The 23733-nt window shown below is 74.3% G+C and carries 22 protein-coding genes; 17 read left to right on the top strand and 5 right to left on the bottom strand.

What is annotated here, in order from left to right:
- Window positions 1–136: 136 nt before the first annotated feature.
- Genes ENKNEFLB_RS05510 through ENKNEFLB_RS05520 form a run of 3 tightly spaced genes read left to right on the top strand, consistent with a single transcriptional unit; the run spans window position 137 to window position 3671 of the window.
- Window positions 137–1435 (top strand): collagen binding domain-containing protein, encoded by a 1299-nt coding sequence (locus tag ENKNEFLB_RS05510; RefSeq protein ID WP_214058272.1) that lies wholly within the window; start codon window positions 137–139, stop codon window positions 1433–1435.
- Window positions 1432–2910, top strand: a complete 1479-nt coding sequence (locus ENKNEFLB_RS05515) for a glycosyltransferase family 2 protein (protein ID WP_214058273.1) — start codon at window positions 1432–1434, stop codon at window positions 2908–2910. The genes ENKNEFLB_RS05510 and ENKNEFLB_RS05515 overlap by 4 nt, the downstream gene beginning before the upstream one ends.
- A complete protein-coding gene (locus ENKNEFLB_RS05520) occupies window positions 2907–3671 on the top strand; it encodes a hypothetical protein (protein WP_214058274.1) in 765 nt (254 codons plus the stop codon). The genes ENKNEFLB_RS05515 and ENKNEFLB_RS05520 overlap by 4 nt, the downstream gene beginning before the upstream one ends.
- An 88-nt stretch (window positions 3672–3759) precedes the next feature.
- Here ENKNEFLB_RS05520 and ENKNEFLB_RS05525 read toward each other — a convergent pair whose 3' ends face one another.
- Window positions 3760–4749, bottom strand: a complete 990-nt coding sequence (locus tag ENKNEFLB_RS05525) for a response regulator transcription factor (RefSeq protein WP_214058275.1) — start codon at window positions 4747–4749, stop codon at window positions 3760–3762.
- Window positions 4750–4790: 41 nt separating this feature from the next.
- On the bottom strand, window positions 4791–5771 hold the full coding sequence (coaA, locus tag ENKNEFLB_RS05530; RefSeq protein ID WP_214058276.1) for a type I pantothenate kinase: 981 nt from the start codon (window positions 5769–5771) through the stop codon (window positions 4791–4793).
- 74 nt (window positions 5772–5845) lie between these two features.
- Between coaA and glmS the strand changes: the two genes are divergently transcribed.
- Complete coding sequence (gene glmS, locus ENKNEFLB_RS05535; protein ID WP_214058277.1) at window positions 5846–7690, top strand: glutamine--fructose-6-phosphate transaminase (isomerizing); 1845 nt, start codon at window positions 5846–5848, stop codon at window positions 7688–7690.
- Window positions 7687–8040, top strand: coding sequence for a holo-ACP synthase (locus ENKNEFLB_RS05540; RefSeq protein WP_214058278.1), 354 nt, complete (start codon window positions 7687–7689; stop codon window positions 8038–8040). The genes glmS and ENKNEFLB_RS05540 overlap by 4 nt, the downstream gene beginning before the upstream one ends.
- A 60-nt stretch (window positions 8041–8100) precedes the next feature.
- On the opposite strand, the gene ENKNEFLB_RS05545 is transcribed toward ENKNEFLB_RS05540, so the two are convergent.
- On the bottom strand, window positions 8101–9054 hold the full coding sequence (locus ENKNEFLB_RS05545; protein ID WP_214058279.1) for a hypothetical protein: 954 nt from the start codon (window positions 9052–9054) through the stop codon (window positions 8101–8103).
- Between the two features lie 240 nt (window positions 9055–9294).
- Here ENKNEFLB_RS05545 and ENKNEFLB_RS05550 point away from each other — a divergent pair, with 240 nt between their 5' ends.
- Genes ENKNEFLB_RS05550 through ENKNEFLB_RS05575 form a run of 6 tightly spaced genes read left to right on the top strand, consistent with a single transcriptional unit; the run spans window position 9295 to window position 15274 of the window.
- Window positions 9295–10722, top strand: a complete 1428-nt coding sequence (locus tag ENKNEFLB_RS05550) for an NAD(P)H-hydrate dehydratase (RefSeq protein WP_214058280.1) — start codon at window positions 9295–9297, stop codon at window positions 10720–10722.
- A 23-nt stretch (window positions 10723–10745) separates the two neighbouring features.
- Complete coding sequence (gene alr / locus ENKNEFLB_RS05555; RefSeq protein ID WP_214058281.1) at window positions 10746–11939, top strand: alanine racemase; 1194 nt, start codon at window positions 10746–10748, stop codon at window positions 11937–11939.
- Entirely contained in the window at window positions 11936–13048 is a 1113-nt protein-coding gene (locus tag ENKNEFLB_RS05560; protein ID WP_214058282.1) for an alpha/beta fold hydrolase, read from the top strand. Before alr ends, ENKNEFLB_RS05560 begins: the two co-directional genes overlap by 4 nt.
- Window positions 13045–14115 (top strand): tRNA (adenosine(37)-N6)-threonylcarbamoyltransferase complex ATPase subunit type 1 TsaE, encoded by a 1071-nt coding sequence (tsaE, locus tag ENKNEFLB_RS05565; RefSeq protein WP_246535853.1) that lies wholly within the window; start codon window positions 13045–13047, stop codon window positions 14113–14115. Before ENKNEFLB_RS05560 ends, tsaE begins: the two co-directional genes overlap by 4 nt.
- A gap of 19 nt (window positions 14116–14134) precedes the next feature.
- Window positions 14135–14773: a tRNA (adenosine(37)-N6)-threonylcarbamoyltransferase complex dimerization subunit type 1 TsaB gene (tsaB, locus tag ENKNEFLB_RS05570; protein ID WP_214058283.1), complete on the top strand. Its 639-nt coding sequence runs from the start codon at window positions 14135–14137 to the stop codon at window positions 14771–14773.
- A gap of 18 nt (window positions 14774–14791) precedes the next feature.
- Window positions 14792–15274: a GNAT family N-acetyltransferase gene (locus ENKNEFLB_RS05575; RefSeq protein ID WP_214058284.1), complete on the top strand. Its 483-nt coding sequence runs from the start codon at window positions 14792–14794 to the stop codon at window positions 15272–15274.
- On the opposite strand, the gene ENKNEFLB_RS05580 is transcribed toward ENKNEFLB_RS05575, so the two are convergent.
- Complete coding sequence (locus tag ENKNEFLB_RS05580; protein WP_214058285.1) at window positions 15220–16107, bottom strand: GNAT family N-acetyltransferase; 888 nt, start codon at window positions 16105–16107, stop codon at window positions 15220–15222. The genes ENKNEFLB_RS05575 and ENKNEFLB_RS05580 overlap by 55 nt on opposite strands.
- A gap of 42 nt (window positions 16108–16149) precedes the next feature.
- Between ENKNEFLB_RS05580 and tsaD the strand changes: the two genes are divergently transcribed.
- From tsaD to ENKNEFLB_RS05600, 4 genes are all read left to right on the top strand, one after another.
- Entirely contained in the window at window positions 16150–17229 is a 1080-nt protein-coding gene (tsaD, locus tag ENKNEFLB_RS05585; protein ID WP_214058286.1) for a tRNA (adenosine(37)-N6)-threonylcarbamoyltransferase complex transferase subunit TsaD, read from the top strand.
- Between the two features lie 77 nt (window positions 17230–17306).
- A complete protein-coding gene (locus ENKNEFLB_RS05590) occupies window positions 17307–18407 on the top strand; it encodes an S-(hydroxymethyl)mycothiol dehydrogenase (protein WP_214058287.1) in 1101 nt (366 codons plus the stop codon).
- Complete coding sequence (locus ENKNEFLB_RS05595; RefSeq protein ID WP_214058288.1) at window positions 18407–19057, top strand: MBL fold metallo-hydrolase; 651 nt, start codon at window positions 18407–18409, stop codon at window positions 19055–19057. The genes ENKNEFLB_RS05590 and ENKNEFLB_RS05595 overlap by 1 nt, the downstream gene beginning before the upstream one ends.
- A complete protein-coding gene (locus ENKNEFLB_RS05600; protein WP_214058289.1) occupies window positions 19038–20078 on the top strand; it encodes a cobalamin B12-binding domain-containing protein in 1041 nt (346 codons plus the stop codon). The genes ENKNEFLB_RS05595 and ENKNEFLB_RS05600 overlap by 20 nt, the downstream gene beginning before the upstream one ends.
- On the opposite strand, the gene ENKNEFLB_RS05605 is transcribed toward ENKNEFLB_RS05600, so the two are convergent.
- Entirely contained in the window at window positions 20075–21235 is a 1161-nt protein-coding gene (locus tag ENKNEFLB_RS05605) for a class I SAM-dependent methyltransferase (RefSeq protein ID WP_214058290.1), read from the bottom strand. The genes ENKNEFLB_RS05600 and ENKNEFLB_RS05605 overlap by 4 nt on opposite strands.
- Before the next feature lie 227 nt (window positions 21236–21462).
- On the opposite strand from ENKNEFLB_RS05605, the gene groES reads away from it, so the two are divergent.
- The gene (groES, locus tag ENKNEFLB_RS05610) at window positions 21463–21756 is read left to right on the top strand and encodes a co-chaperone GroES (protein WP_160010819.1); all 294 of its coding nucleotides are present in this window, start codon (window positions 21463–21465) and stop codon (window positions 21754–21756) included.
- Between the two features lie 107 nt (window positions 21757–21863).
- A complete protein-coding gene (groL, locus tag ENKNEFLB_RS05615; RefSeq protein ID WP_214058291.1) occupies window positions 21864–23489 on the top strand; it encodes a chaperonin GroEL in 1626 nt (541 codons plus the stop codon).
- Window positions 23490–23733: the final 244 nt, after the last annotated feature.

Genomic DNA, 23733 nt, shown 5'->3' on the forward strand with positions numbered 1-23733 from the left:
CGACCGACCGGTCGCGGCCCCTGTGCGCGTCTCGACGGGACCTTGGTCTCGGTCGGCGTCGGCCGCTCGTCACGAGTCCCTGGTCACTTCGTCCGGAAACGCCTCCGGCGGCGCTCGCGGTCCCTACTCTCGAACCGTGAGGTCCCCCCGTCTCGCACCCCTGGTGCTGCTCGTCTCCGTCCTTCTCCTCCCCGGTCTGACGGCGCTGCCGTCGAGCGCCGCCCCGTCCGCGGCCACCGCCGCCTCGAGTGCCGCCCTCGCGGACCAGACCGGCAAGGTGCGCGGGGAGATCCTCGGCCCCGGTGGCAGCCAGCCGGACGTGAGGCTCACCTGGTTCACCGAGGACTACGAGTTCCTCGGCTCGCGTCGCACGCCCGGGGGCGCCTACTCCCTCACGCTGCCGGTGGGGTCCTACCGCCTGCAGTTCACCGACGTGCGGCCGACCTACGACGTCAAGCGGTTCCAGCCCACGGACGTCGCCGTCGAGGTGACGGTCGCCCAGACGACCACGAAGACGGTGCGGATGACGCCGGGGGCCGCCATCGGCGGCACGGTCCGGGCGGGTGCGAAGGTCGCGAAGGGCGCCCGCGTGGTCGTGGCCCTCGCCGACGAGCGGACGTTCTCCACGACCGCCGACAAGCGGGGCCGCTACGCGCTGGGCGGGATCCCCAGCGGCAAGGGCTACTCGGTGTTCACCTACGACCGCGCGAGGACGTGGGTGGCCAAGAGCACCTACCTCAGGAAGCTCGTGGCCGGGACGTACACCGCCGTCTCGCCGACGCTCCGCACCGCCGGCGGCACGCTGCTGGTCGACCTCTACACCGGGGACGGCGCCTACGACGGCGACCCCGTCTCCGTGACGGCCGTGAGCCGGACGACCGGCCAGTTCTGGGTCGCCCGCACCCGCAACGGCAGCGTCACCTTCCAGGGCCTGTTCCCGGGTCGCTACCGCCTGGTCGTGCCCGGCCTCGACGACTACCTGCCGGCCGAGGTGAACCCGGCCGTGCGGGTGCGCTCGAAGCGGACGGCCTTCACGGACGCGACCCTGGCCGTCCGCGGGGCCAGCGTCACGGGGCGCGTGGTCGACGCGAACCGGCGCGCAGCGACCCTCGGCCGTGCCTCGGTGCGGTTGCTGGACGCGGACGGCGACGTCCTGGACACCACGACCGCCGCGACCGACGGCACCTTCCTGCTCGACGGTCAGCTCACCACGCAGTCCGGCCTGACGGTCGTCGTGGGACCCGACCCGAACAACCCCTACCTCGGCCAGGGCACCAGCTACTGCCGGTACGCCGAGGCCACCACCCCGCCGTTCGGTGTGACGACCGGCGACCAGACCGTGCTGGGCGACGTCGCCCTGCCGCACCTGCCCGACGCCCAGCAGGACGGCGAGCAGTGCCACACCCCCGCACCGACCCCCCGGGAGACCCCGTGACCGACCAGCTGCCCGGCCCCGCCCCGACGCCGCCGGTGTCGGCGGACCTCGCGCCGTACGTGAACCTGCCCGACCCGGGCCTGGCGGCGTACGCCGAGACCTACCTCGACGAGCTGGCGGCGATCCCCGAGCAGCGGGCGACCGTGGGCTGCGTGATCCCGGCCTACAACGAGGGGGAGACGATCGCCGGCGTCCTGGACTCCCTGCTGCTGCAGACCCGGATCCCGGACGTCATCCACGTCATCGTCAACAACACCACCGACGAGACCGTCGAGGTCGCCAGCCACTACGCCGGGCCGCACACGCGGACGACGCCGACCGGTGAGCAGAGCACCACGATCTACGTGCACGACATCGGCGAGAACCCCGACAAGAAGGTGGGGGCGCTCAACTACGGCTACGGCCTGGTCGGTCACATGGACTACCTGCTCGGCGTCGACGGCGACACCAACCCCGAGCCCGACGCGCTGGAGGCGATGGTCGCCGAGATCAGCAGCGACGACCGGATCGGCGGCATCTCGGCGATCTACACCATCGACGACAGCGCGCTCGAGGGGCCGATGGCGAAGTTCCTGGTCGCCGGCCAGCGCTCCCAGTTCTCCGCCTTCAACATGCAGAACCTCCTCCGGGGCCGCAACATGGCGGTGCTCGGCGGCCAGTTCTCGATCTTCTCGACCCGCGCGCTCAAGGACGTCCTGCGCGAGAGCCACCAGCGCACGCCGTGGGTCAAGGACAGCGAGGTGGAGGACTCGCTGCTCTCGCTGCAGATCAAGAGCGCCGGCTACCTCACCAAGATCAGCGCGACGGCGCGTGCGCACGTCGGCGGGATGACCACCCTGCGCGGCCTGGACGGCCAGCAGGTGAAGTGGAACTTCGGCGCCATCGACCTGATGTGGCCCGGCCAGCGCGGCGACACCCGTGGCCAGCCGCTGCACCCCAACCTCCGGCTGCGCTGGTTCGAGCACATCTCGATGGTCGTCAACATCATCACGCGGCTGGGCTTCCTGCTGCTCCTGCTGGGCTCGCTGTCGATCAGCGCGTTCGTGTTCCAGGCGTGGTGGGTCATCCCGCCCCTGGCCGCGATCGCGCTGAACTACCGGGTGGCCAGCTCGATGGCCTTCGCCAACCGGAGGGACTACCTCTTCGCCCTGCTCCTCGCTCCGGCCGAGGTCTACATGTGGCTGCGGATCGCGCACTTCGTGCGCTCCTGGACCAAGTTCTTCAGCCGCCAGCAGACCGACAACTGGGCAGCGCAGGCGAAGGCAGAACGCGGCAAGGGCTACGCCTGGCTCTACCCGTTCGTGGTGCTCGGGGTCTTCCTGGTCACCGTCGGCGCCATCTGGCTGCAGCTCTCGGTCGACCTCCGCTCGAGCCTGCTGGCCGTCGGGTGGCCGATCCTCGGGGTCGTGACCATCCTCCAGACGGCATGGATGTCGCTGAAGATCATGCGCCGACGACGGGGGTTCAAGGCATGAGCACCACCACCCGCTCCACCACGGGATCCACCACAGGGCACCGGGGCGTACGCCGCCTGGCCGGGCTCGCGTGCACCCTGCTGCTGACCGCCTCGCTCACCGGCTGCAGCTCACTGCCGTTCGGCGGGTCGGAGGACGCCCCGGCCGAGGCGCAGCCGGAGCCCGCGGCCGCCGCGGAGCCGATCGACTCGCAGTTCACCAGCGACGGCACCTTCCAGTCCCACCTCAGCGTGCCGGGCGTGCCCGGCGTGGACTTCGTCTACACGATGTACCCGACGAAGGCGACGCCGCGCACCAACGAGTGGTACCCGGGCGGGCGGAAGTACTTCACCTTCACCTTCACCGCCTACGACCTCGCCCAGGGCCTGCGCGACCCGTTCGCCACCAAGCGCAAGGTCTACCTCGAGACCATCGACGTCACCTCGCGCACGATCACCGAGGACGGCCCGGGCAAGCAGGAGCCGTACGAGGTCAGCGGCGTCGGTGCCGACATCACCTTCGACCCCGAGCCGCTCACCACGCCGAACGGCATGCTGGTCAGCTCGCCCAAGGGCGCCTTCGAGCTGCGCAACCAGTCCATCGGGCCGGTCGCAAAGGGGACGACCGGCGTCGAGCTGACCTTCCGGGCGGTGGTCAACGTGCAGACGACCGCCGGCGGCGGACAGTTCGTCCAGCGGACCGTCACCCAGAAGGTGCCGGTCGGCATCTTCGCCTCCGACGAGCCGACCAAGGCCACGAAGATCCCGGTCAACGCCAACTAGCCGGCGCCGTCCGGCCGGCACCCGCCGGTCGGACGGCCGGCGGCCTCTGGCGGCGTCTGACGCCGGCGGCGTCGGAGGGACGGCGAGGTCAGCTGGCCAGGCGGAAGCCGACGCCCCGGACGGTCTCGATGTAGCGCGGCGAGGACTCGTCGTCGCCGATCTTGCTGCGCAGGCTGGCCACGTACCCCTCGACCGCCTTCTTGTCGGCCTCGTTGACGAAGTGGGAGGTCACGAACTCCTGACCCCGCACGGCCAGGACCAGGTCGGCCTTGCTGCGGACCCGCCGCCCGGTGCGCATCAGCGAGAGCAGGACCTGCGTCTCGGGCTGGGTCAGCGTGAGACCTCGCCCCGCGACCGAGGCGGCCCCGGTGCGGGAGTCGATCGTCAGCTCGCCGAGCTGGAAGACGTCGCCCTGCACCAGCACCGGGTTGGCCTCCGGGGCCGACGTGGCCACCGGCGCGGCCACGCGACGGCCCGGGGCCGTCCCCGGGGCGCTCGGGGGGACGGGTGCCGGCGGGGCCATCCGGCGCCCGGGGACCGTGACGGACGGGGGCGCGGGGCGGGGTGCCGGGGAGGGTGCGGGAGCCGGCGCGACGGCCAGCGCCGGCGCGCTGCCGACGAGGCTCTCCTCGAACTCCCGGCGGGCGGTGGCGACCCACGACTCCTCCTCGACGGGGGTCGGTGCGGCGACGGCGTTGGCGGCGGCGAACGCCGTCCGGCGCAGCATGGCGTCGGCGCGGGCCCGCAGCTCCCGGGGCCGGAAGGGCTTCACCAGGTAGTCGTCGGCGCCGGCCTCGAGACCGCGGACGACGTCGATCTCCGAGTCCAACGAGGTGATCATGATCAGGTAGGTCTGGCTGAACTCGCGCAGCCGCTTGGCCACCGCGAAGCCGTCCATGCCCGGCATGTTCACGTCGAGGGTGGTGAGCAGCGGGGCGTGCTCGCCCACCGCCGCGATCGCCGTGGGGCCGTCCTCGGCGTGCACCACCCGGAACCCGCACTGGGTGAGGACGAGCTCGATGAGCGCGCGCGTGTCGGCGTGGTCCTCGGCGATGACCGCGGTGGGGAGCTCTCTCACGGGCACGAACCTATCCGTTGAGGCGGCGTGGGGAGGCAGAATCAGACCTTGCGGAGGCGGACGTACCTCACGGAGTGGTCACGGTCCTTGCGCAGCACCAGGGTGGCCCGCGACCGCGTCGGCAGGATGTTGTCGACCAGGTTCGGGCCGTTGATCGTGTCCCAGATCCGCTCCGCCTCCCGGACGGCCTCGCCGTGGGAGAACGCGGCGTACTTGGCGAAGTAGGAACCGGGGTCGCGGAACGCGGTCTCGCGCAGCCGCAGGAAGCGGGAGACGTACCAGTCGCGGATCTTGTCGCGCCCGGCGTCGACGTAGATCGAGAAGTCGAAGAAGTCGCTCAGCGTCAGTCCGGCGCTGCCGTCCTCGCGGACCCGGGCCGGCTGCAGGACGTTGAGGCCCTCGATGATCACGATGTCGGGACGCTTGACCACGACCCGCTCGTCGGGGACGACGTCGTAGACGAGGTGGGAGTACGTCGGGGCCACGACCTCGTCCCGGCCGGACTTGATGTCGACGACGAAGCGCAGCAGCGCGCGGCGGTCGTACGACTCCGGGAACCCCTTGCGCTGGAGGAGACCGCGACGCTCGAGCTCGGCGTTGGGGTAGAGGAAGCCGTCGGTCGTGACCAGCGCCACGTTCGGGTGCTCGGGCCAGTGCGCGAGCATCTGCTGCAGCACGCGGGCGGTGGTCGACTTGCCGACCGCGACGGAACCGGCCAGCCCGATCACGAACGGGGTGCGCGGCGGGGTCCGCTGGTGCAGGAACGCCTCGGTGTCGTGGTGCAGCTTGCCCGAGGACTCGACGTACAGGCTCAGCAGCCGGGACAGCGGCAGGTAGACGTCCTGCACCTCACGGAGGTCGAGGTTGTCGCCCAGACCGCGTAGCCGGGCGATCTCCTCGTCGGTGAGCGGGGCCTGCATCTGGGGCGTCAGCGCGGCCCAGGTGTCGCGGTCGAGCTCGAGGTAGGGCGACGACTCGCGGCCGGCGTGCTCCTCGACCGGGGGGCTCCCGCCAGCGGACATGCGGGGAAGTCTTGCAGCCGCGCTGCTGCGTGGGTCGTCGGGGCCGGGCCCGGGGCTCGGTAGAGTCGTGCCCCATGTGCGGGATCGTGGGCTACGTCGGGCCGAAGTCAGCCCAGGAGGTCGTCGTCGAGGGACTGCGCCGCCTGGAGTACCGGGGATACGACTCCGCGGGGGTGGCGCTCGTCGTGGACGGTGCGCTGGTCGTCGACAAGAAGGCCGGGAAGCTGGCCAACCTGGAGAAGGCGATCGCGGAGACGCCGCTGCCGGCGGCGACCACCGGCATCGGGCACACCCGGTGGGCCACGCACGGCCCGCCGACCGACGCCAACGCGCACCCGCACCTCGGCGACGCCCGCCGGGTCGCGCTCGTGCACAACGGGATCATCGAGAACTTCGACGCGCTGCGCACCCAGCTCGAGGCCGACGGCCACCAGCTGGTCTCCGACACCGACACCGAGGTCGTGGCCCACCTGGTCGAGCTGCAGGTGCGCTCCGGGGTCGACCTGACCGAGGGCATGCAGCGGGTCTGCCAGGTGCTCGAGGGTGCCTTCACCCTCGTGGCCGTGGACTCCCAGGACCCCGAGCGGGTCGTCGCCGCACGCCGCAACTCCCCGCTGGTCGTCGGCCTGGGCGACGGCGAGAACTTCCTCGGCTCCGACGTCGCGGCCTTCATCGAGCACACCCGCGAGGCGCTCGAGCTCGGTCAGGACACGGTGGTCACGATCACCGCCGCCGGCGTCGAGGTCACCGACTTCCACGGCGTGCCCCAGGAGGGGGTGCGCTACCACGTCGACTGGGACCTCTCGGCCGCCGAGAAGGACGGCCACGACTGGTTCATGCGCAAGGAGATCTTCGAGCAGCCGCGGGCCGTCGCGGACTCCCTGCTCGGTCGCCGCACGCGTACCGGAGCCCTGCAGCTGGACGAGATGCGGCTCTCGGACCAGGAGATCCGCGACATCGACAAGATCATCATCATCGCCGCCGGCACGTCGTTCTACGCCGGCATGGTCGCCAAGTACGCCATCGAGCACTGGTGCCGGGTGCCGGTCGAGGTCGAGCTGTCGAGCGAGTTCCGCTACCGCGACCCGATCCTGGACTTCTCGACGCTGGTCGTGGCGATCAGCCAGTCCGGCGAGACCGCGGACACCCTCCAGGCGATCCGGCACGCGCGCACCCAGCGCTCGAAGGTGCTGGCCATCTGCAACACCAACGGCTCGACGATCCCGCGCGAGTCCGACGCGGTGATCTACACCCACGCCGGCCCGGAGATCGGCGTCGCCTCGACCAAGGGCTTCCTGACCCAGCTGGTCGCGACCTACCTGCTCGCGCTCTACATCGCGCAGGTCAAGGGCACCCGCTACGGCGACGAGATCGCCGAGGTGATGCACCAGCTCGAGGCGATCCCGGCACAGATCGAGGAGCTCCTGGGCCGCTGCGAGGAGGTGTACGAGCTCGCCCGCGCCCACGTGACGGCCACCTCGGTGCTCTTCCTGGGCCGCCACGCCGGCTACCCGGTGGCGCTCGAGGGGGCGCTGAAGCTCAAGGAGATCGCCTACCTGCACGCCGAGGGCTTCGCGGCCGGCGAGCTCAAGCACGGTCCGATCGCGCTGATCACCGACGGGCTGCCGGTGCTGTGCGTCGTGCCGCCCCAGGGCCGCGACCAGCTGCACGCCAAGATGCTGTCGGGCATCCAGGAGGTCCGGGCCCGCGGCGCGCGGACGATCTGCCTGGCCGAGGAGGGCGACGAGGCGATCCCGCGCTACGCCGACCACCTGATCCGGCTGCCCAAGGTGCCGGTGCTGCTCCAGCCGCTGGTGGCCACGGTGCCGCTGCAGCTCTTCGCCTGCGAGCTGGCCACCGGGCTCGGCCACGACGTCGACCAGCCCCGCAACCTGGCGAAGTCGGTCACCGTCGAGTGAGCGTGCTCGGCGTCGGCATCGACGTCTGCGACATCGCGCGGTTCGGGCTCTCGCTCGACCGCACCCCGGGCCTGCGCGAACGACTGTTCACCCCCGCCGAGGCCGGCCGCTCGCTGGCCTCCCTGGCCGCGCGGTTCGCTGCCAAGGAGGCGCTGGCCAAGTCCCTGGGCGCCCCCGGCGGCCTGGCGTGGCACGACGCCGAGGTCGTCTCGGAGGAGACCGGCCGCCCCCGGCTGGAGATGCGGGGCTCGGTGCTCGCCCGGGCGGCCGAGCTCGGCGCCACCTCGGTCCACGTCTCGCTGTCCCACGACGCCGGCATCGCCTCGGCCGTGGTGGTGCTGGAGGGCTGAGGCGGGCGCTGAGCGGGAGTCGTGGGGGTCGTGTGCCTGACCACGGTCCTCACGCCGTCGTCAGGCACACGACTCGTCCGGGTCGAGACGCAGAAGGATCCGCAGGTCCCGGGCCAGCTGGTCGGGCTCGTGGCGCAGCTCGAGCGCGGTGCACCCGACCACGGTGCGACCCGGACCGGACAACCGCCGGTGTCGCTGCTTGTCGTTGCTCCACGACCGGACCTCGGCGTGGAACGCGCCGTCCACCTCGAGCACGACGACGTGACCGTCGGGCAGGTCCCACTCGGCATCGGTCCATCGGGCCCGCCCCGCCGCGTCGTGGCGTGGTCGCTGCCGGTCGGGGAGTGGCAAGCGGTGGACGCGGCACAGGTCTACCAGGTCGAGCTCGGCGCGGGAGTGCGACCCGTGGGCGACGTCCTCCAGCACGGAGCGGAAGGACGCGGCGCGTCGCAGTGGGCGGAGGCGGGGGATCCAGGACTGCAGCCGCTCCGCGGTGGTCAACCGCTGCTGGACCACGGCTGCCAGCACCCCGTGCGCCGAGCGCAGGTCCGCGTCGTAGGCGGCCCACAGCAGCACCGCCGGCTCGAGCCGGGCCAGGGGGAGACCGCCACCAGGACGCAGCAGCAGGTCGAGGGGCCGGCGGGTCCGGAAGAAGCGGACGCCCGGGACCAGTTCGAAGCTCAGCTCGTCGTCGACCCAGACAGTGAGGGTGTCGCGTTCCCACCCGGAGAGACCGAGGGCCGCTGCGGCGGACAGGCTCCCGAGCATGCTGCGCCGACCGGCGTGCAGGACCGCCAGCCACCGTCGCTGCGGCAGGCTGAGCGGGCCGGTGGTCGTGCTGACGACGCGGGGCGTACGCGCCACCCAACGTCCGCCGCGGACCTCGGCGTCGACGTGGTCCCAGTCGATCCCGTGCGCCGTCAGCTGCCTGCGGGCGACCATCCCGGCCTGGCTGTCGATGAGGGCCCGTACGGCGCGGTGCTGCTCGCCGCGGGGCCGGGGCTCGGGGTGCACGGGTCCACTGTCGGCGGGAGCGCCGCGCGGGGCCGTCGCTGGCGGGCGCCCTGGGGATGACCGTGCGGGGTCGTGTGCGTGTGGACGGTCTCGGGACCGTGCTGGGGCACACGACCCCCGCCGGGGACGAGGCTCCAGGCCGACTCGCACAGTCGTGTGCCTGACGGCGACCTGGCGACCGTCCTCAGGCACACGACTCGTCCGGGTCGGCGGGCGGCGGCGCCCCGCTAGCGTGGCGGGATGAGGAGCGCGCACACGGTGGAGCAGGTCAGGGCGGCCGAGGGGGCGCTGATGGCGCAGCTGCCCGAGGGGGCGCTGATGCAGCGGGCCGCGGCCGGGCTGGCGCACGCGGTGCTGGCCCTGCTGGCCGGGCCGGCGGGGGACCAGCCGGCGTACGGGCGTCGTGTGCTGCTGCTCGTCGGCGGCGGCGACAACGGCGGTGACGCCCTGTGGGCGGGCGCGCGGCTGGCGGCGCGCGGGTGCGCGGTCGAGGCCGTGCTGCTCTCCGACCACGCCCGCGCCGACGGCCTGGCCGCGCTGCGCGCCGCGGGCGGGCGGGTGGTCCCCGCGGGCACCGCCCACCGCCCCGACGTCGTCCTGGACGGGATCGTCGGGATCGGCGGGCGACCCGGGCTGCGGCCGGACGCGGTCGCCGAGCTCGGGCGGTACGCCGGGGTGCCGGTCGTCGCGGTCGACACCCCGTCCGGCGTCGACGTCGACACCGGCGAGGTCGACGGTGCCCACGTGACGGCCACGCTGACCGTCACCTTCGGCACGCACAAGCCCTGCCACCTCCTCGACCCCGCCGCCCTGGCGTGCGGCCCGGTGCACCTGGTCGGCCTCGGCCTCGACCTGCCGGCGCCGGCGGTCGAGGCGCTGCAGCCCGACGACGTGGCCGCGCTGCTGCCGGTGCCGGGTCCGCTGGACCACAAGTACTCCCGCGGCGTGGTCGGCGTCCGCGCCGGCTCGGCCACCTACCCCGGGGCCGGCCTGCTCAGCGTCCTGGGCGCCGCGGTGGGGCTGGTCGGCATGGTCCGCTACGTCGGCGACGACCTGGTGGGCGACCGCGTCCGCGAGGCGCACCCCGAGGTCGTCGGGGCCGGCCGGGTGCAGGCGTGGCTGGTCGGCAGCGGGAGCGGCGACGGGGCCGCCGGCACCCTGGACGAGGCGCTGGCCGACGACGTGCCGCTGGTGGTCGACGCCGACGCGCTGGTGCACCTGACCGCCCCGGCCCCCGGCCACGCGGTGCTGACGCCGCACGCCGGTGAGCTGGCCCGGATGCTCGACGTCGCCCGCGAGGACGTCGAGGCGCGCCCGCTCCACCACGTCCGGGCGGCGGTGGACCGCTACCGCTGCACCGTCCTGCTCAAGGGCCGGCACACCCTGGTCGCCGCCCCCGGCCACCCGGTCCGGGTCACCACCACCGGGACCCCCTGGCTGGCCACGGCCGGCGCCGGCGACGTCCTCGGCGGGCTCGTCGGGGCCCTGCTCGCCGCGGGCCTGGAGCCGTACGACGCGGCGTCGGTGGGCAGCTGGCTGCACGGGGCCGCGGCCACCACCGCGGCCGACGGTGGCCCCCTCACCGCGAGCGCCGTCGCGGGCGCGCTGCCCGGGGTCGTCCGGGACCTGCTGCGCGCCGCCCCGCGGGGCGGGAGCCCCGCACCCTGACGACGGTGGAAGGATGGTCGGTCATGAGCAGGCCCCCCACCGATCGGCCCGCACCCCGCGCGGAGATCGTGGTCGACCTCGCCGCGGTGCGGCACAACGTCCGCGTGCTGCGGGAGACCGCCGGCGTGCCGCTGATCGCGGTGGTCAAGGCCGACGGCTACGGTCACGGGATGGCGCCCGTCGCCCGCGCGGCCCGCGCCGCCGGCGCCGAGTGGCTCGCGACCGCCACGCCCGACGAGGCGCTGGGTCTCCGCGCCGCCGGCGACACCGGCCCGCTGCTGTGCTGGCTCAGCGCCCCCGGGGAGGACCTCGCGCCGGCCCTGGCCGCCGGGATCGACGTCAGCGCCTACTCGGTCGACGCCCTCGACGAGCTCGCGGACGCCGTGCGCCGCGCCGGCCCGGACGCCCCGCCGGCCCTGGTCCACCTCAAGGTCGACACCGGCCTGTCGCGCGGTGGCGCGGCCGAGGCCGACTGGCAGCCGTTCCTGGCCCGTGCCCGCGCCGGCGAGCAGGACGGCGCCTGGCGGGTCGTCGGCCTGTGGTCCCACCTGGCCTGCGCCGACGAGCCCGACCACCCCGCCAATGACGCCCAGCAGGACGCCTTCGAGCGTGCGCTGGCCCTGGCCGCGGACATCGGGCTGCGTCCCGAGCTGCGCCACCTCGCCAACTCCGCGGCCACCCTGACCCGGCCGGGTGCGCGCTACGACGCGGTCCGCTGCGGCCTGGCCGTCTACGGCCTCGACCCCGCCCCGGGCGTGCCCCACGGCACCGACCTGCGCCCGGCGATGACGGTGCGCGCCCGGATCGCGCTGCTCAAGCGGGTCGGGCCCGGCGACGGCGTGTCCTACGGCCACACCTGGGTCGCCCCCGCCCCGACCACGCTGGCGCTGGTCCCGGCCGGGTACGCCGAGGGCGTCCCGCGCCACGCCGCGACCGGTCCCACGGGGCCGGCGGCCGAGGTCGCGGTCGGCGGGCGGCGCCGTCCGATCCGTGGACGCGTCTGCATGGACCAGGTGATGGTCGACCTCGGCGACGACGACGTCAGCGCAGGCGACGAGGTCGTCCTGTTCGGCCCGCCCGGCGAGGGCCGCCCGACCGCCCAGGAGTGGGCCGAGGCGTGCGGCACCATCAGCTACGAGATCGTCACCCGCGTCGGCGGCCGGATGCCGCGCCGCCACACCGACAGCGACACCGACCCCCAGGAGGCCCGGGCATGAGCCGCGGACGTGTGATCGGCGCCGTCGCCGGAGGGCTCGGCCTGGCCGCGGCCGGCACCGCCTTCGGCGTGGTCCACCAGGCCCGCTCGATCGGCCGACGCCGACCCAGCGCCGAGGACGAGGAGCACCGCGACGACGAGCAGGCGGCGTACGGCCCGGACGGCACGCCGACCTTCGGCCGGCTCCGCTCGCGTCCCGTCACCGTGGTCGCCGACGACGGGGTGCCGCTGCACGTCGAGGTCGACGAGGTCACCGCGCGCGGGGGAGCCGGCACGACCCCGAGCCCGACCGTGGTGCTGGTCCACGGCTACTGCCTCCAGCTCGACTGCTGGCACTTCCAGCGCGCGGCCTACCGCGGCCGGCTGCGCACCGTGCTCTACGACCAGCGCAGCCACGGCCGCTCCGGCCGGTCGTCGCGGGAGCACGCCACCATCGGCCAGCTCGGCCGGGACCTGCAGCGGGTGCTGGACGAGGTCGTGCCCGACGGTCCCGTGGTCCTGGTCGGCCACTCGATGGGCGGGATGAGCGTGATCTCCCTGCTGGTCACGCACCCCGAGCTGCTCGAGGGGCGCGTGGTGGGGGTGGCCCTGGTGGCGACCACCGCCGGCGGGATCGACCCCGGCCGCATCCTGCTGCCGCTGCTGCCGGCGCGGTTGTCCGGCGAGCTGACCGGCACCGCGGTCAGCACCCTGCGCCTGGGCCACCGCGCGGTCGACTCGGTGCGCCGGCTCGGCAAGATCGTGGCCCGCGTCGGCACCGACGTGCTCGCCTTCGGCGACCCGATGCCGGCCTCGTACGTCGACTTCGTCGACCGGATGCTGGCCGCGACGCCGTTCGAGGTGGTCAGCGACTTCTTCCCCAGCTTCCGCGACTTCGACGAGTTCGGCGCGGTGGGCGTGCTGGCCCGGGTGCCGACGGTCGTGGTCTGCGGCACCGCGGACCGGCTCACCTCGATCGGCCACAGCCGCAAGCTGCACCAGCGGATCCCCGGCTCGCGCCTGGTCGAGCTCGAGGGCGCCGGGCACCTCGTCCTGCTGGAGCGCCACGCGGAGGTCACCGCGGCCATCGACGACCTGCTCGAGCGCGCCGGGGAACGGCTCGCCTCGTGAGCGGGGACCCCGACAGTGGCGCCGCCCCGGGCGTGGTGACCACCGAGACGGTCGGTCCGGAGTGGGCTTCGGTCGTGCTCGGGGTCGTCCGGGCGGCGTTCGCCGACCGGCCCGTGCTCGACCCGCCGGCCGACGCGCTGGTCGAGACCCTCGACACCATCGAGGCCCGGCTCCGGGCGCACGGCGGCATCGTGGCCCGCCTCGACGACGAACCGGTGGGGGCGCTGATCCTGGACCCCGACCACGAGGGCATCGTCTGGCTGCGCCGGTTCGGGGTGGTGCCCGGCGTCCAGGGGCGCGGCGTCGCCGGGGCGCTGATCACCGCCGCCGCCGACGCCGCCGCGGGCCGGCGGGGTCTCGGCGTCTTCGCGCGCGAGGAGCTGCCCCAGACCGTCGGCTTCTGGGCCCGTCAGGGGTTCGCGGAGATCGACCGGCACCCGCCGTACGTCGAGATGGTCCGCTCGTTGCCGCAGGCCTACGACGCGGCCACCGCGGAGGAGATGCGCACCATCGGCCGGGTGCTGGCCGAGCGCCTCGAACCGGGCGACCTCGTCGTGCTCTCCGGCGGCCTCGGCGCCGGCAAGACCACCTTCACCCAGGGCCTGGGGGAGGGTCTCGGGGTCCGCGGCGCCGTCACCTCGCCGACCTTCGTGATCTCGCGGGTGCACCCATCGACCGCCGGCGGACCGCCACTGGTGCACGTCGACGCCTACCGCCTCGACGGCCTCGACGAGCTCGACGACCTGGACCTCGACACCGCGGTCGAGGACGCCGTCACCGTCGTCGAGTGGGGCAGCGGCGTGGTCGAGCAGCTCGCGGAGTCCCGCCTCGAGGTCCGCATCGAGCGCTCCGACACCGCCCCCGGCGCCACCTCGGCCGACCGGCCGGACCCGGGGGAGGGGATCGCCGCCGCGGGCACCGGGGACGACGGGGACGACCAGGACGACGAGGACGAGCCCCTGGACCCCCGCGTGGTCCGGATCCAGGGGTACGGGCCGCGCTGGACGTTCCTGGCGCGGCTGCCGCTCCAGCCGCCGGCCCCCGACCAGCCGGGCACCGCCCGGTAGCGCTCGATAGCCTGCGCTGGTGCTCCTCGCCCTCGACACCGCCACCGGCCTGGTCACCGTCGCCCTGCACGACGGGGCCGACGTCGTCGTCGAGCTCTCCTCGGCCGAGCGGCTGCGCCACGGCGAGCAGCTCGCGCCGCTGGTCGCCGAGGCGCTGACCCGCGCCGGCATCGAGCGCCTCGACCTGACGGCCGTGGCCGTGGGGGTCGGACCAGGCCCGTTCACCGGGCTCCGGGTCGGCCTGGTCACCGCCCGCACCCTGGCCTGGGCGCTCGAGCTGCCCGTCTACGGCGTGTGCACGCTCGACGTGCTGGCCGTCGAGGCGGTGGCCACCGGCGCCGTGCAGGGCGCCTTCGTGGTCGCCACCGACGCCCGTCGCAAGGAGGTCTACCTGGCCTCCTACGACGCCGACGGGACCCGGCTGGCCGGCCCGGTCGTCGACCGCCCCGCCGCGGTCGCGACCGGCGCGCCGGTGGTCGGGGAGGGCTCGCGGCTCTACCCCGAGCACCTCCCGCACGCGGTCGGCCCCGAGCGTCCCTCCGCCGGCTGGCTGGCCGTCGCGGTCGCCGAGGAGCGTGCCGAGCTGCTCGACCCGGAGCCGCTCTACCTGCGGCGACCCGACGCGGTGGCCCCGGGCCCGCGCAAGCCGGCCTCGTGACGGCCTGGTGACGGCCGCGTGACGGCCGGGGGGTCGACGGCTGCCGGCGGGACCCGCGTACGCCGGGCGACGACGCGCGACGCGAGCGTCGTCGCCGCGCTCGAGGAGGACGGGCTGGGCGACGACGCCTGGTCCTACGGGCTCCTCTCGGAGGTGGTCGGCGGCACCCTGCCGACCGTGCACGCCCTGGTCGCCGAGGTCGACGGGGAGGTGGTGGGCTACGTCGCCGGCAGCCTGGTCGTCGACGTGGCCGAGCTGCAGCGGCTGGTGGTGGCCGCGCCCGCACGCCGCCACGGTGTGGCCCGGGCGCTGCTCGACGCCTTGCTCGCGCTGGCCCGCGACACCGGCGCCGAGCGGCTGCTGCTCGAGGTCCGCGTCGACAACGAGGGCGCCCGTGCGTTCTACGCCGCGGCCGGCTTCGCCGAGGTCGGCACCCGGCCGCGCTACTACCGCGACGGCGAGTCGGCGCTGGTGCTCGAACGGTCCGTCCCGGCCCGCTGAGCGACCGGCGGGACGGCGGAGGCGGCGGTGAGGCCGGAGGCGAACGTGTGCCGGGTGGTGTAGCCGAGGTCGCGGTAGATCCGCAGCGCCGGTGCGTTGTCCAGGTAGACCCCGAGGCTGACCACGGGCGCCATCGCCAGGCCGGCACGGGTCAGCGCGACCGACAGGGCGCGGCCGAGCCCGCGGCCGGCGTGGTCGGGGTGCACCGTCACCGCCCGCAGGTGCCCGCTGCCGTCCGGCTGGCGCACCAGCGCGCCGACGGCCCGGAGCTCCCCGTCCTCGCGCAGACCCAGCCAGCGCGCGACGCCGGGCGTGGTGCCGGGGCGGGCGAAGGAACCGGGGTTGCCGGCGTCCAGCACCGCCCGCACCTCCGCGGCCACGCCGTCCGACTCCCCGTCCGGCTCATGCCCCGGCACGGGCCCGTCCAGCGGGCCCAGGTCGACCAGCCGGGGGTCCACCGGCGCGGTGGGGACGACGTCGGTGAGCATCCAGTGCCACCGGTTCGTCGAGACCTGCGCCCAGCCCGGAGGCAACGACGTCTCGGCCCCGTCGCTCACGCTGACCCGGTCGACGCCCCCGGCGGCCTCCGCGGCCGGGGCGAGCATCGTCGCCAGGAGGTCGGCCGGTCCGACGCCGTGCCCGACGCGCATCCGGCCGCGGTCGTGCCAGACGATCTCGGCCACCCACAGCGCCGCGCGCTCCACGCCGGAGACGCCCGCGCGCTCGGCGACCCACGCCCGGCGCACGGTCGACGGGTCGAGCTGGTGGCGGACGAACGGCTCGGCCACGACGTCGGTCGGCGCGGTCAGCCCCGCCACGTCGACCTCGCGCACGGTGCCCAGTCTGCTCGGTGCCGGGCCTGGCACGATGGGCGGGTGCCCGACCGCCCCGCCCCCGACGGCCCCCTCGTTCTCGGCATCGAGACCTCCTGCGACGAGACCGGGGTGGGGATCGTGCGCGGGCACACCCTGCTCGCCGACACCGTCGCCAGCAGCGTCGAGGAGCACGCCCGCTTCGGCGGGGTCGTCCCGGAGGTGGCCAGCCGCGCGCACCTGGAGGCGATGGTGCCGACGCTCGAGCGCGCCTGCGAGACCGCCGGCATCCGACCGGGCGACGTCGACGCCGTCGCGGTCACCAGCGGTCCCGGGCTGGCCGGGGCCCTGCTGGTCGGTGTCGCCTCCGCGAAGGCGCTGGCACTGGCCCTCGGCAAGCCGCTCTACGGCGTCAACCACCTCTCCGCCCACGTCGCGGTCGACCAGCTCGAGCACGGGGCGCTGCCCGAGCCGTGCCTGGCCCTGCTCGTCAGCGGCGGGCACTCCAGCCTGCTGCGGGTCAGCGACGTCACCGGGGGCGGGCCCGCCGGCGGCGGGGTCGACCCGATGGGCGCGACCATCGACGACGCCGCGGGCGAGGCCTTCGACAAGGTTGCCCGCGTGCTCGGCCTGCCGTTCCCCGGCGGGCCCCACATCGATCGTGCCGCCCGCGACGGCGGCACCGTCACCATCGACTTCCCCCGGGGGCTGACCGGGCGCCGCGACCTCGAGCGGCACCGCTTCGACTTCTCCTTCTCGGGCCTCAAGACCGCGGTCGCCCGGTGGGTCGAGGCCCGCGAGCGCACCGGCGAGCCGGTCCCGGTGGCCGACGTCGCCGCGTCCTTCCAGGAGGCGGTCTGCGACGTGCTGGTGCGCAAGGCCCTCGACGCGGCGGCCACCCACGGCATCGAGGACCTGCTGATCGGGGGCGGCGTGGCCGCCAACTCCCGGCTCCGGGCGATGGCCCTCGAGCGGGCCGCCGCCGCGGGCGTACGCGTGCGCGTGCCGCGCCCCGGGCTCTGCACCGACAACGGGGCGATGGTCGCCGCGCTCGGCGCCGAGATGGTGGCCCGCGGGCGGACCCCCTCCGCGCTGGACCTGCCGGCCGACTCGAGCCAGCCGGTCACCACCGTCCTGGTCTGACCGGGTCCTGCGCGGGCCGTAGGCTGCGCGGGCGACGTCCCGGACCGCCGGGGGGCCAGATGCGAGGAGAGCAGAGCATGCACGAGGTGCAGGGCGTCATCGCCCGTGGCAAGGGCCAGCCCGTCGAGCTGACCACGATCCACGTCCCCGACCCCGGCCCGGGCGAGGCCCTGGTCAAGGTCCAGGCCTGCGGGGTCTGCCACACCGACCTGCACTACCGCGAGGGCGGCATCAACGACGACTTCCCCTTCCTGCTCGGCCACGAGGCCGCGGGCGTGGTCGAGGCCGTCGGCGACGACGTCACCGACGTCGCCCCGGGCGACTTCGTCGTCCTCAACTGGCGCGCGGTCTGCGGCGAGTGCCGCGCCTGCAAGCGCGGCGAGCCGCAGTACTGCTTCGCCACCCACAACGCCACGCAGAAGATGACGCTGCCCGACGGCACCGAGCTGTCCCCGGCGCTGGGCATCGGCGCCTTCGCCGAGAAGACCCTCGTCGCCGCCGGCCAGTGCACCAAGGTCGACGAGTCCGCCCGCCCCGCGGCCGTGGGCCTGCTCGGCTGCGGCGTGATGGCCGGGATCGGTGCCGCCATCAACACCGGCGCGGTCACCCGCGGCAAGTCCGTGGCCGTGATCGGCTGCGGCGGCGTCGGCGTGGCCGCGATCGCCGGGTCCGCCCTGGCCGGCGCCAGCCCGGTCATCGCGGTCGACATCGACCCGAAGAAGCTCGAGACCGCGACCCGGATGGGCGCGACCCACACCGTCGACTCCTCGAAGGTCGACCCGGTCGAGGAGATCAAGCGGATCTGCGCCGAGACCTACGAGGGTGCCGAGGGCGCCGACGTGGTGGTCGAGGCCGTGGGCCGCCCCGAGACGTGGAAGCAGGCGTTCTACGCCCGCGACCTCGCCGGCACCGTCGTCCTGGTCGGCGTCCCCACGCCCGACATGACCGTGCCCGAGATCCCGCTGATCGACGTCTTCGGCCGCGGCGGCGCGCTCAAGTCGAGCTGGTACGGCGACTGCCTGCCCAGCCGCGACTTCCCGATGCTGGTCGACCTCTACCAGCAGGGCCGGCTCGACCTCGACGCGTTCGTCACCGAGGAGATCGGCATCGGCGACGTCGAGGCCGCGTTCGACAAGATGCACGGCGGCGACGTCCTGCGCTCGGTCGTGATCCTCTGATGGCCGGCACCGTCCGCGTCGACCACGCCGTGTCCAGCGGCACCTTCAGCCTCGACGGGGAGACCCACCAGGTCGACAACAACCTGTGGGTCGTCGGCGACGACACCGAGTGCGTCGTGATCGACGCCCCGCACTCCGTCGACGACGTGATGGCCCTGGTCGGCGACCGTGCGGTCAAGGCGATCGTGCTCACCCACGCCCACGACGACCACTGCCGGGTCGCCCCCGCGCTGCGGGAGCGGGTCGCCGCACCGATCATGCTGCACCCCGACGAGCGGCCCCTGTGGGAGCTGACGCACGGTGGTCCGGACGACGCCGACGGCTACCTCTGGGACCTCGACCTGGCCGACGGCGCCGTCGTCGAGGTCGCCGGCACCCGCCTCGAGGTGCTGCACACGCCGGGCCACTCGCCCGGTGCGGTCTGCCTCCACGCTCCCGACCTCGGCTGCGTCTTCAGCGGTGACACGCTCTTCCAGGGTGGTCCGGGCGCGACCGGACGCTCCTACAGTGACGCGGACGTCATCGTGGAGTCGATCCGGACCCGTCTGCTCGCCCTCCCCGACGACACCGTGGTCCACACCGGCCACGGCCCCGACACGTCGATCGGGGCGGAGCGAGCAGGAGTCAGTCATGGGGACAGCACCACCTGAGGCCAGCCGGACGAGCCTCCACGCGCAGTACTGGGACGCGCTCGTCGCCGCCGACCGCTTCGCCGCCCTGCGCGCCGTCAAGGCGCTGAAGGACGGCGGCTGCTCCACCGCCGAGCTGCTCGACGACCTCGTCGTGCCGGCCCAGCAGCGGATCGGCGACCTGTGGGTCAGCGGCGAGTGGGGCGTGGCGCAGGAGCACGCCGCCACCGCCGTGAACGAGGGCCTCGTGCACTGGCTCTGCTCCTTCAGCGCGCCCCCCTCGGAGGAGGCGCCGCTGGTCGTCGTCGCGTGCGTCGCCGGGGAGCGGCACGCGATGCCGGCCCTGGTCGTCGCGGAGGGCCTGGCCCTCGAGGGACTGCGGGTGCACTACCTCGGTGCCGACCCCGACCCGGCCGACCTGCTGGCGCAGGTCGAGCTGCTGCGGCCGCGGGCGGTCCTGCTCAGCGCCACCCTCAGCGCGTCCCTGGCCTCGACCAAGGCGCTCTTCGCCGGCGTCCGCGCGCTCGGCGTGCCGGTGGTCGTCGGGGGCCGGGCCTTCGGCGGTGACGCCCGCCGCGCCGAGACGCTCGGAGCGACGGCGTACGCCCCGGACGTCGCGACCGCGGTCCGTCTCGTACGGGAGCTCCCGCCGGTGGACCCGGGTCCGGCTGCGGCCGTCGGGCACCCCGGCGAGGTCGAGGGCGGCCGGATCGCGGAGCGCCAGCACGAGATCGTGCCGACGGTGCTCGGCCTGCTCACGGCCGACGCCGGTCCGACGCCGGGCGTGTCCCGCGCCGAGCTGGTCGACCACGTCCGGCACGTGCTCGGCAGTCTCGCCGCGGCGCTGGTCAGCGAGGACGAGTCGATCCTGGTCGAGACCCGTGACTGGCTCGCGCACCTGCTCACGTCCCGTGGTGCGGGCCCGGACCTCGTCGCCCGGCTGTGGGCCGCCGTCGGCGCCGCCCTGGGGGAGCAGACGACGGCGCGGCGGGCGCTGGACCGCACCGCACCGGGCCGCCTCGACGTGGAGGTCCCCGCCTAGTCCTGCCTGCGGGGACCGCAGGGCTCGACGAGCAGCGCCGTGCCACGCCCCGCGACCCGGGTCATCACGATCGTCGCCGCGACGGACCCGGTCAGCTTCAGCCGCCTGCGCAGGTCCTCGGGCACGACGTCCACCCCGCGCTTCTTGACGGTCAGCGCGCCGACGTCGCGCTCGCGCAGCGCCGCACGCAGCTGCTTCTCGCGGTAGGGCAGCTCCTCGAGCACGCGGTAGCCCCGGGCGAACGGGGTGCGCACGTCCTCGTCGGAGGTGACGTAGGCCAGGTGGGGGTCGACCCGCCCACCGGCGACGGTCGCGGCGACCGCGGTGACCAGCCCGGCCCGGATGACGGCGCCGTCCGGCTCGTAGAGGTAGCCGCCGACGCCACGCACCTCGTCGGAGGCGGGGTCCTCGTCGGTCAGCGTGGCCAGGCCGGCGCCGGCGACGACGGTGGCGCGCCACCGCACCGTCGCCAGGTGCCCGCCCCACAGGGCGACCTCCTTGACCTCGCCGTCCTCGCTGACCCACTCGGCCTCGACGCCGTCGGGGACCAGGCCGTGCGGCAACCCCGGGGCGGCCTTCACGCACGCGTCGCGTCCCAGCAGGCCCTCGACGAAGTCCCACGAGGGCGTCCAGTCCTCGACCCGGAAGCTGCGCCCGCGCCCGCTGCGGCGCGCGGGGTCGGCGAAGGCGACGTCGAAGGGGGAGAGGTCGAGCCCGGTGGCGTCGGCCACGGCCACCGCGCCGGGCAGCCCGAGCGCGGCCAGGTTGGCCTCCGCCACCGCCACCCGCACCGGGTCCAGGTCGACGCCGACGCAGGTCAGGCCGGCCCGGGCCGCGGCGACGAGGTCGCCACCCACCCCGCAGCCGAGGTCGACCAGGGTGCGGGCGCCGGTCGCGGCCATCCGGGCGGCGCGGTGGGTCGCCACACGCGTCCGTGTGGCCTGCTCGAGCCCGTCGCGGGTGAACCACATGACCGCGGCGTCGTCGCCGAGCTTGGCCCGCGCGTGACGGCGGAGGTCGACCTGGGTCAGGGCGGCCGCGACCCGGTCGGCGTCCGCCCCGGGCAGGGCGCGCAGGTCCGTACGCCCGTCGGCGGCGGCCGCCAGCAGGGCGCCGCCCTCGTCGCCGGTCAGCCACCGGAAGGTCTCGAGGTCCACGCCGCCATCCTGGCAGGCACCGACCGCCGGGTGCTCCTGGCACTCGGTCGGGGCGAGTGCTAGTTTTGCCCTGGCACTCTCGAGGTGAGGGTGCCAGTGCAGGCGATGGGCCCGACCCCCGCGACGGCGAGCCCCGACCCTGCCCCAGCGTGCACCACCCCCGCCCGGACAACCCGTCCGGGCACCCCCGTCCGTGCAACACAGTGGAGAAAGTGGAGGTCGACATCGTGTCGGTCAACATCAAGCCCCTCGAGGACCGCATCGTGGTCAAGCCGCTCGACGCCGAGCAGACCACCGCCTCCGGCCTCGTCATCCCCGACACCGCCAAGGAGAAGCCCCAGGAGGGCGAGGTCCTGGCGCTCGGCCCCGGCCGCGTCGACGACAACGGCAACCGCGTCCCGATCGACGTCGCCGTGGGCGACAAGGTCGTCTACAGCAAGTACGGCGGCACCGAGGTCAAGTACGCCGGCGAGGAGTACCTCATCCTCTCCGCGCGCGACGTCCTCGCGGTCGTCAGCTGAACACCCCCCGGGTCGTGCCCCCGGCTGCTGCGCTGACGCGCCGCGGCCGGTAGGGCACGACCCGGACGTGTCTCCCGCACATCCCGAGCACCATCGCAAGGAGAGCAATGCCCAAGATCCTGGAGTTCGACGAGAACGCACGGCGCGCTCTCGAGCGGGGCGTCGACGCCCTGGCCAACGCGGTCAAGGTGACCCTCGGTCCCAAGGGCCGCTACGTCGTCCTCGACAAGAAGTGGGGTGCCCCCACGATCACCAACGACGGCGTGACCGTCGCGCGTGAGATCGAGCTGGACGACCCGTTCGAGAACCTCGGCGCCCAGCTGACGAAGGAGGTCGCCACCAAGACCAACGACGTCGCCGGTGACGGCACCACCACGGCCACGGTGCTGGCGCAGGCCATGGTCCACCAGGGCCTGCGCGCGGTCGCGGCCGGCGCCAACCCGATGAGCCTCAAGCGCGGGATGGACAAGGCCACCGAGGCCGTCGGCCAGGCCCTGCGCGACGCGGCCCGCGAGGTCGAGACCCGTGAGGACATGTCCTCGGTCGCGACGATCTCGAGCCGCGACGCCCACATCGGCGACTTGCTCGCCGAGGCCTTCGACAAGGTCGGCAAGGACGGCGTGATCACCGTCGAGGAGTCCAACACCATGGGCACCGAGCTGGAGTTCACCGAGGGGATGCAGTTCGACAAGGGCTACATCTCGCAGTACTTCGTCACCGACCAGGAGCGCATGGAGGCCGTCCTCGACGACCCGTACCTGCTCCTGCACCAGGGCAAGATCAGCTCGGTCTCCGACCTGCTCCCGCTCCTGGAGAAGGTCATCGCCGCCGGCAAGCCGCTCTTCATCCTCTCCGAGGACGTCGACGGCGAGGCGCTGTCCACCCTGGTCGTCAACAAGATCCGGGGCACCTTCAACGCGGTCGCCGTCAAGGCCCCCGCGTTCGGTGACCGCCGCAAGGCGATGATGCAGGACATCGCGACGCTGACCGGCGCGCAGGTCGTCTCGCCCGAGGTCGGGCTCAAGCTCGACCAGGTCGGCCTCGAGGTGCTCGGCCAGGCCCGTCGCGTGGTCGTCACCAAGGACGACACCACGATCGTCGACGGTGCCGGCGACACGGCCGAGGTCGAGGGCCGCGTCAACCAGATCAAGGCGGAGATCGAGAACACCGACTCCGACTGGGACCGCGAGAAGCTGCAGGAGCGCCTGGCCAAGCTGGCCGGCGGGGTCTGCGTGATCAAGGTCGGCGCCGCCACCGAGGTGGAGCTCAAGGAGAAGAAGCACCGCATCGAGGACGCCGTCTCCGCGACGCGCGCCGCGATCGAGGAGGGCATCGTCCCCGGCGGCGGCTCCGCGCTCATCCACGCCGTCTCCGTCCTCGACGGTGACCTCGGCCTGACCGGCGACGAGGCCGCCGGCGTGCGCGTCGTGCGTCGCTCGGCCGACGAGCCGCTGCGCTGGATCGCCGAGAACGGTGGCGAGAACGGCTACGTCATCACCACCAAGGTGCGCGAGCTCGGTGTCGGCAACGGCTACAACGCCGCCACCGGCGAGTACGGCGACCTGGTCGCCCAGGGCGTCCTGGACCCGGTCAAGGTCACCCGCTCGGCGCTGGTCAACGCCACCTCGATCGCCGGCATGCTGCTGACGACCGAGACGCTGATCGTTGAGAAGCCCGAGGACGAGGACGACGCCCCCGCGGGCGGCGGCCACGGCCACGGGCACGGCCACTGAGCCAGCACGACCGCACAGCACGACTGATCCACCCGACGGCCCGCCGTCACCTGCGCGAGCAGGTGGCGGCGGGCCGCCGCCGTTCCCGGGGTGTTGTCTCCAGGTCGGCTTCCACAGGCACTCGCTCCGCGTTGACACCGCACGCATGCCAGGAGGGGTCGGGAACCTGCGAGCGGTGACAACGCGGGGGAAACCCCTGTGGAGGAGGGGCCGTCCCGGGTTCGTGTCATGAGAAGCAGGTCCA

It is taken from the genome of Nocardioides aquaticus, from assembly GCF_018459925.1.
GTDB classification, from domain to species: Bacteria; Actinomycetota; Actinomycetes; order Propionibacteriales; family Nocardioidaceae; genus Nocardioides; species Nocardioides aquaticus.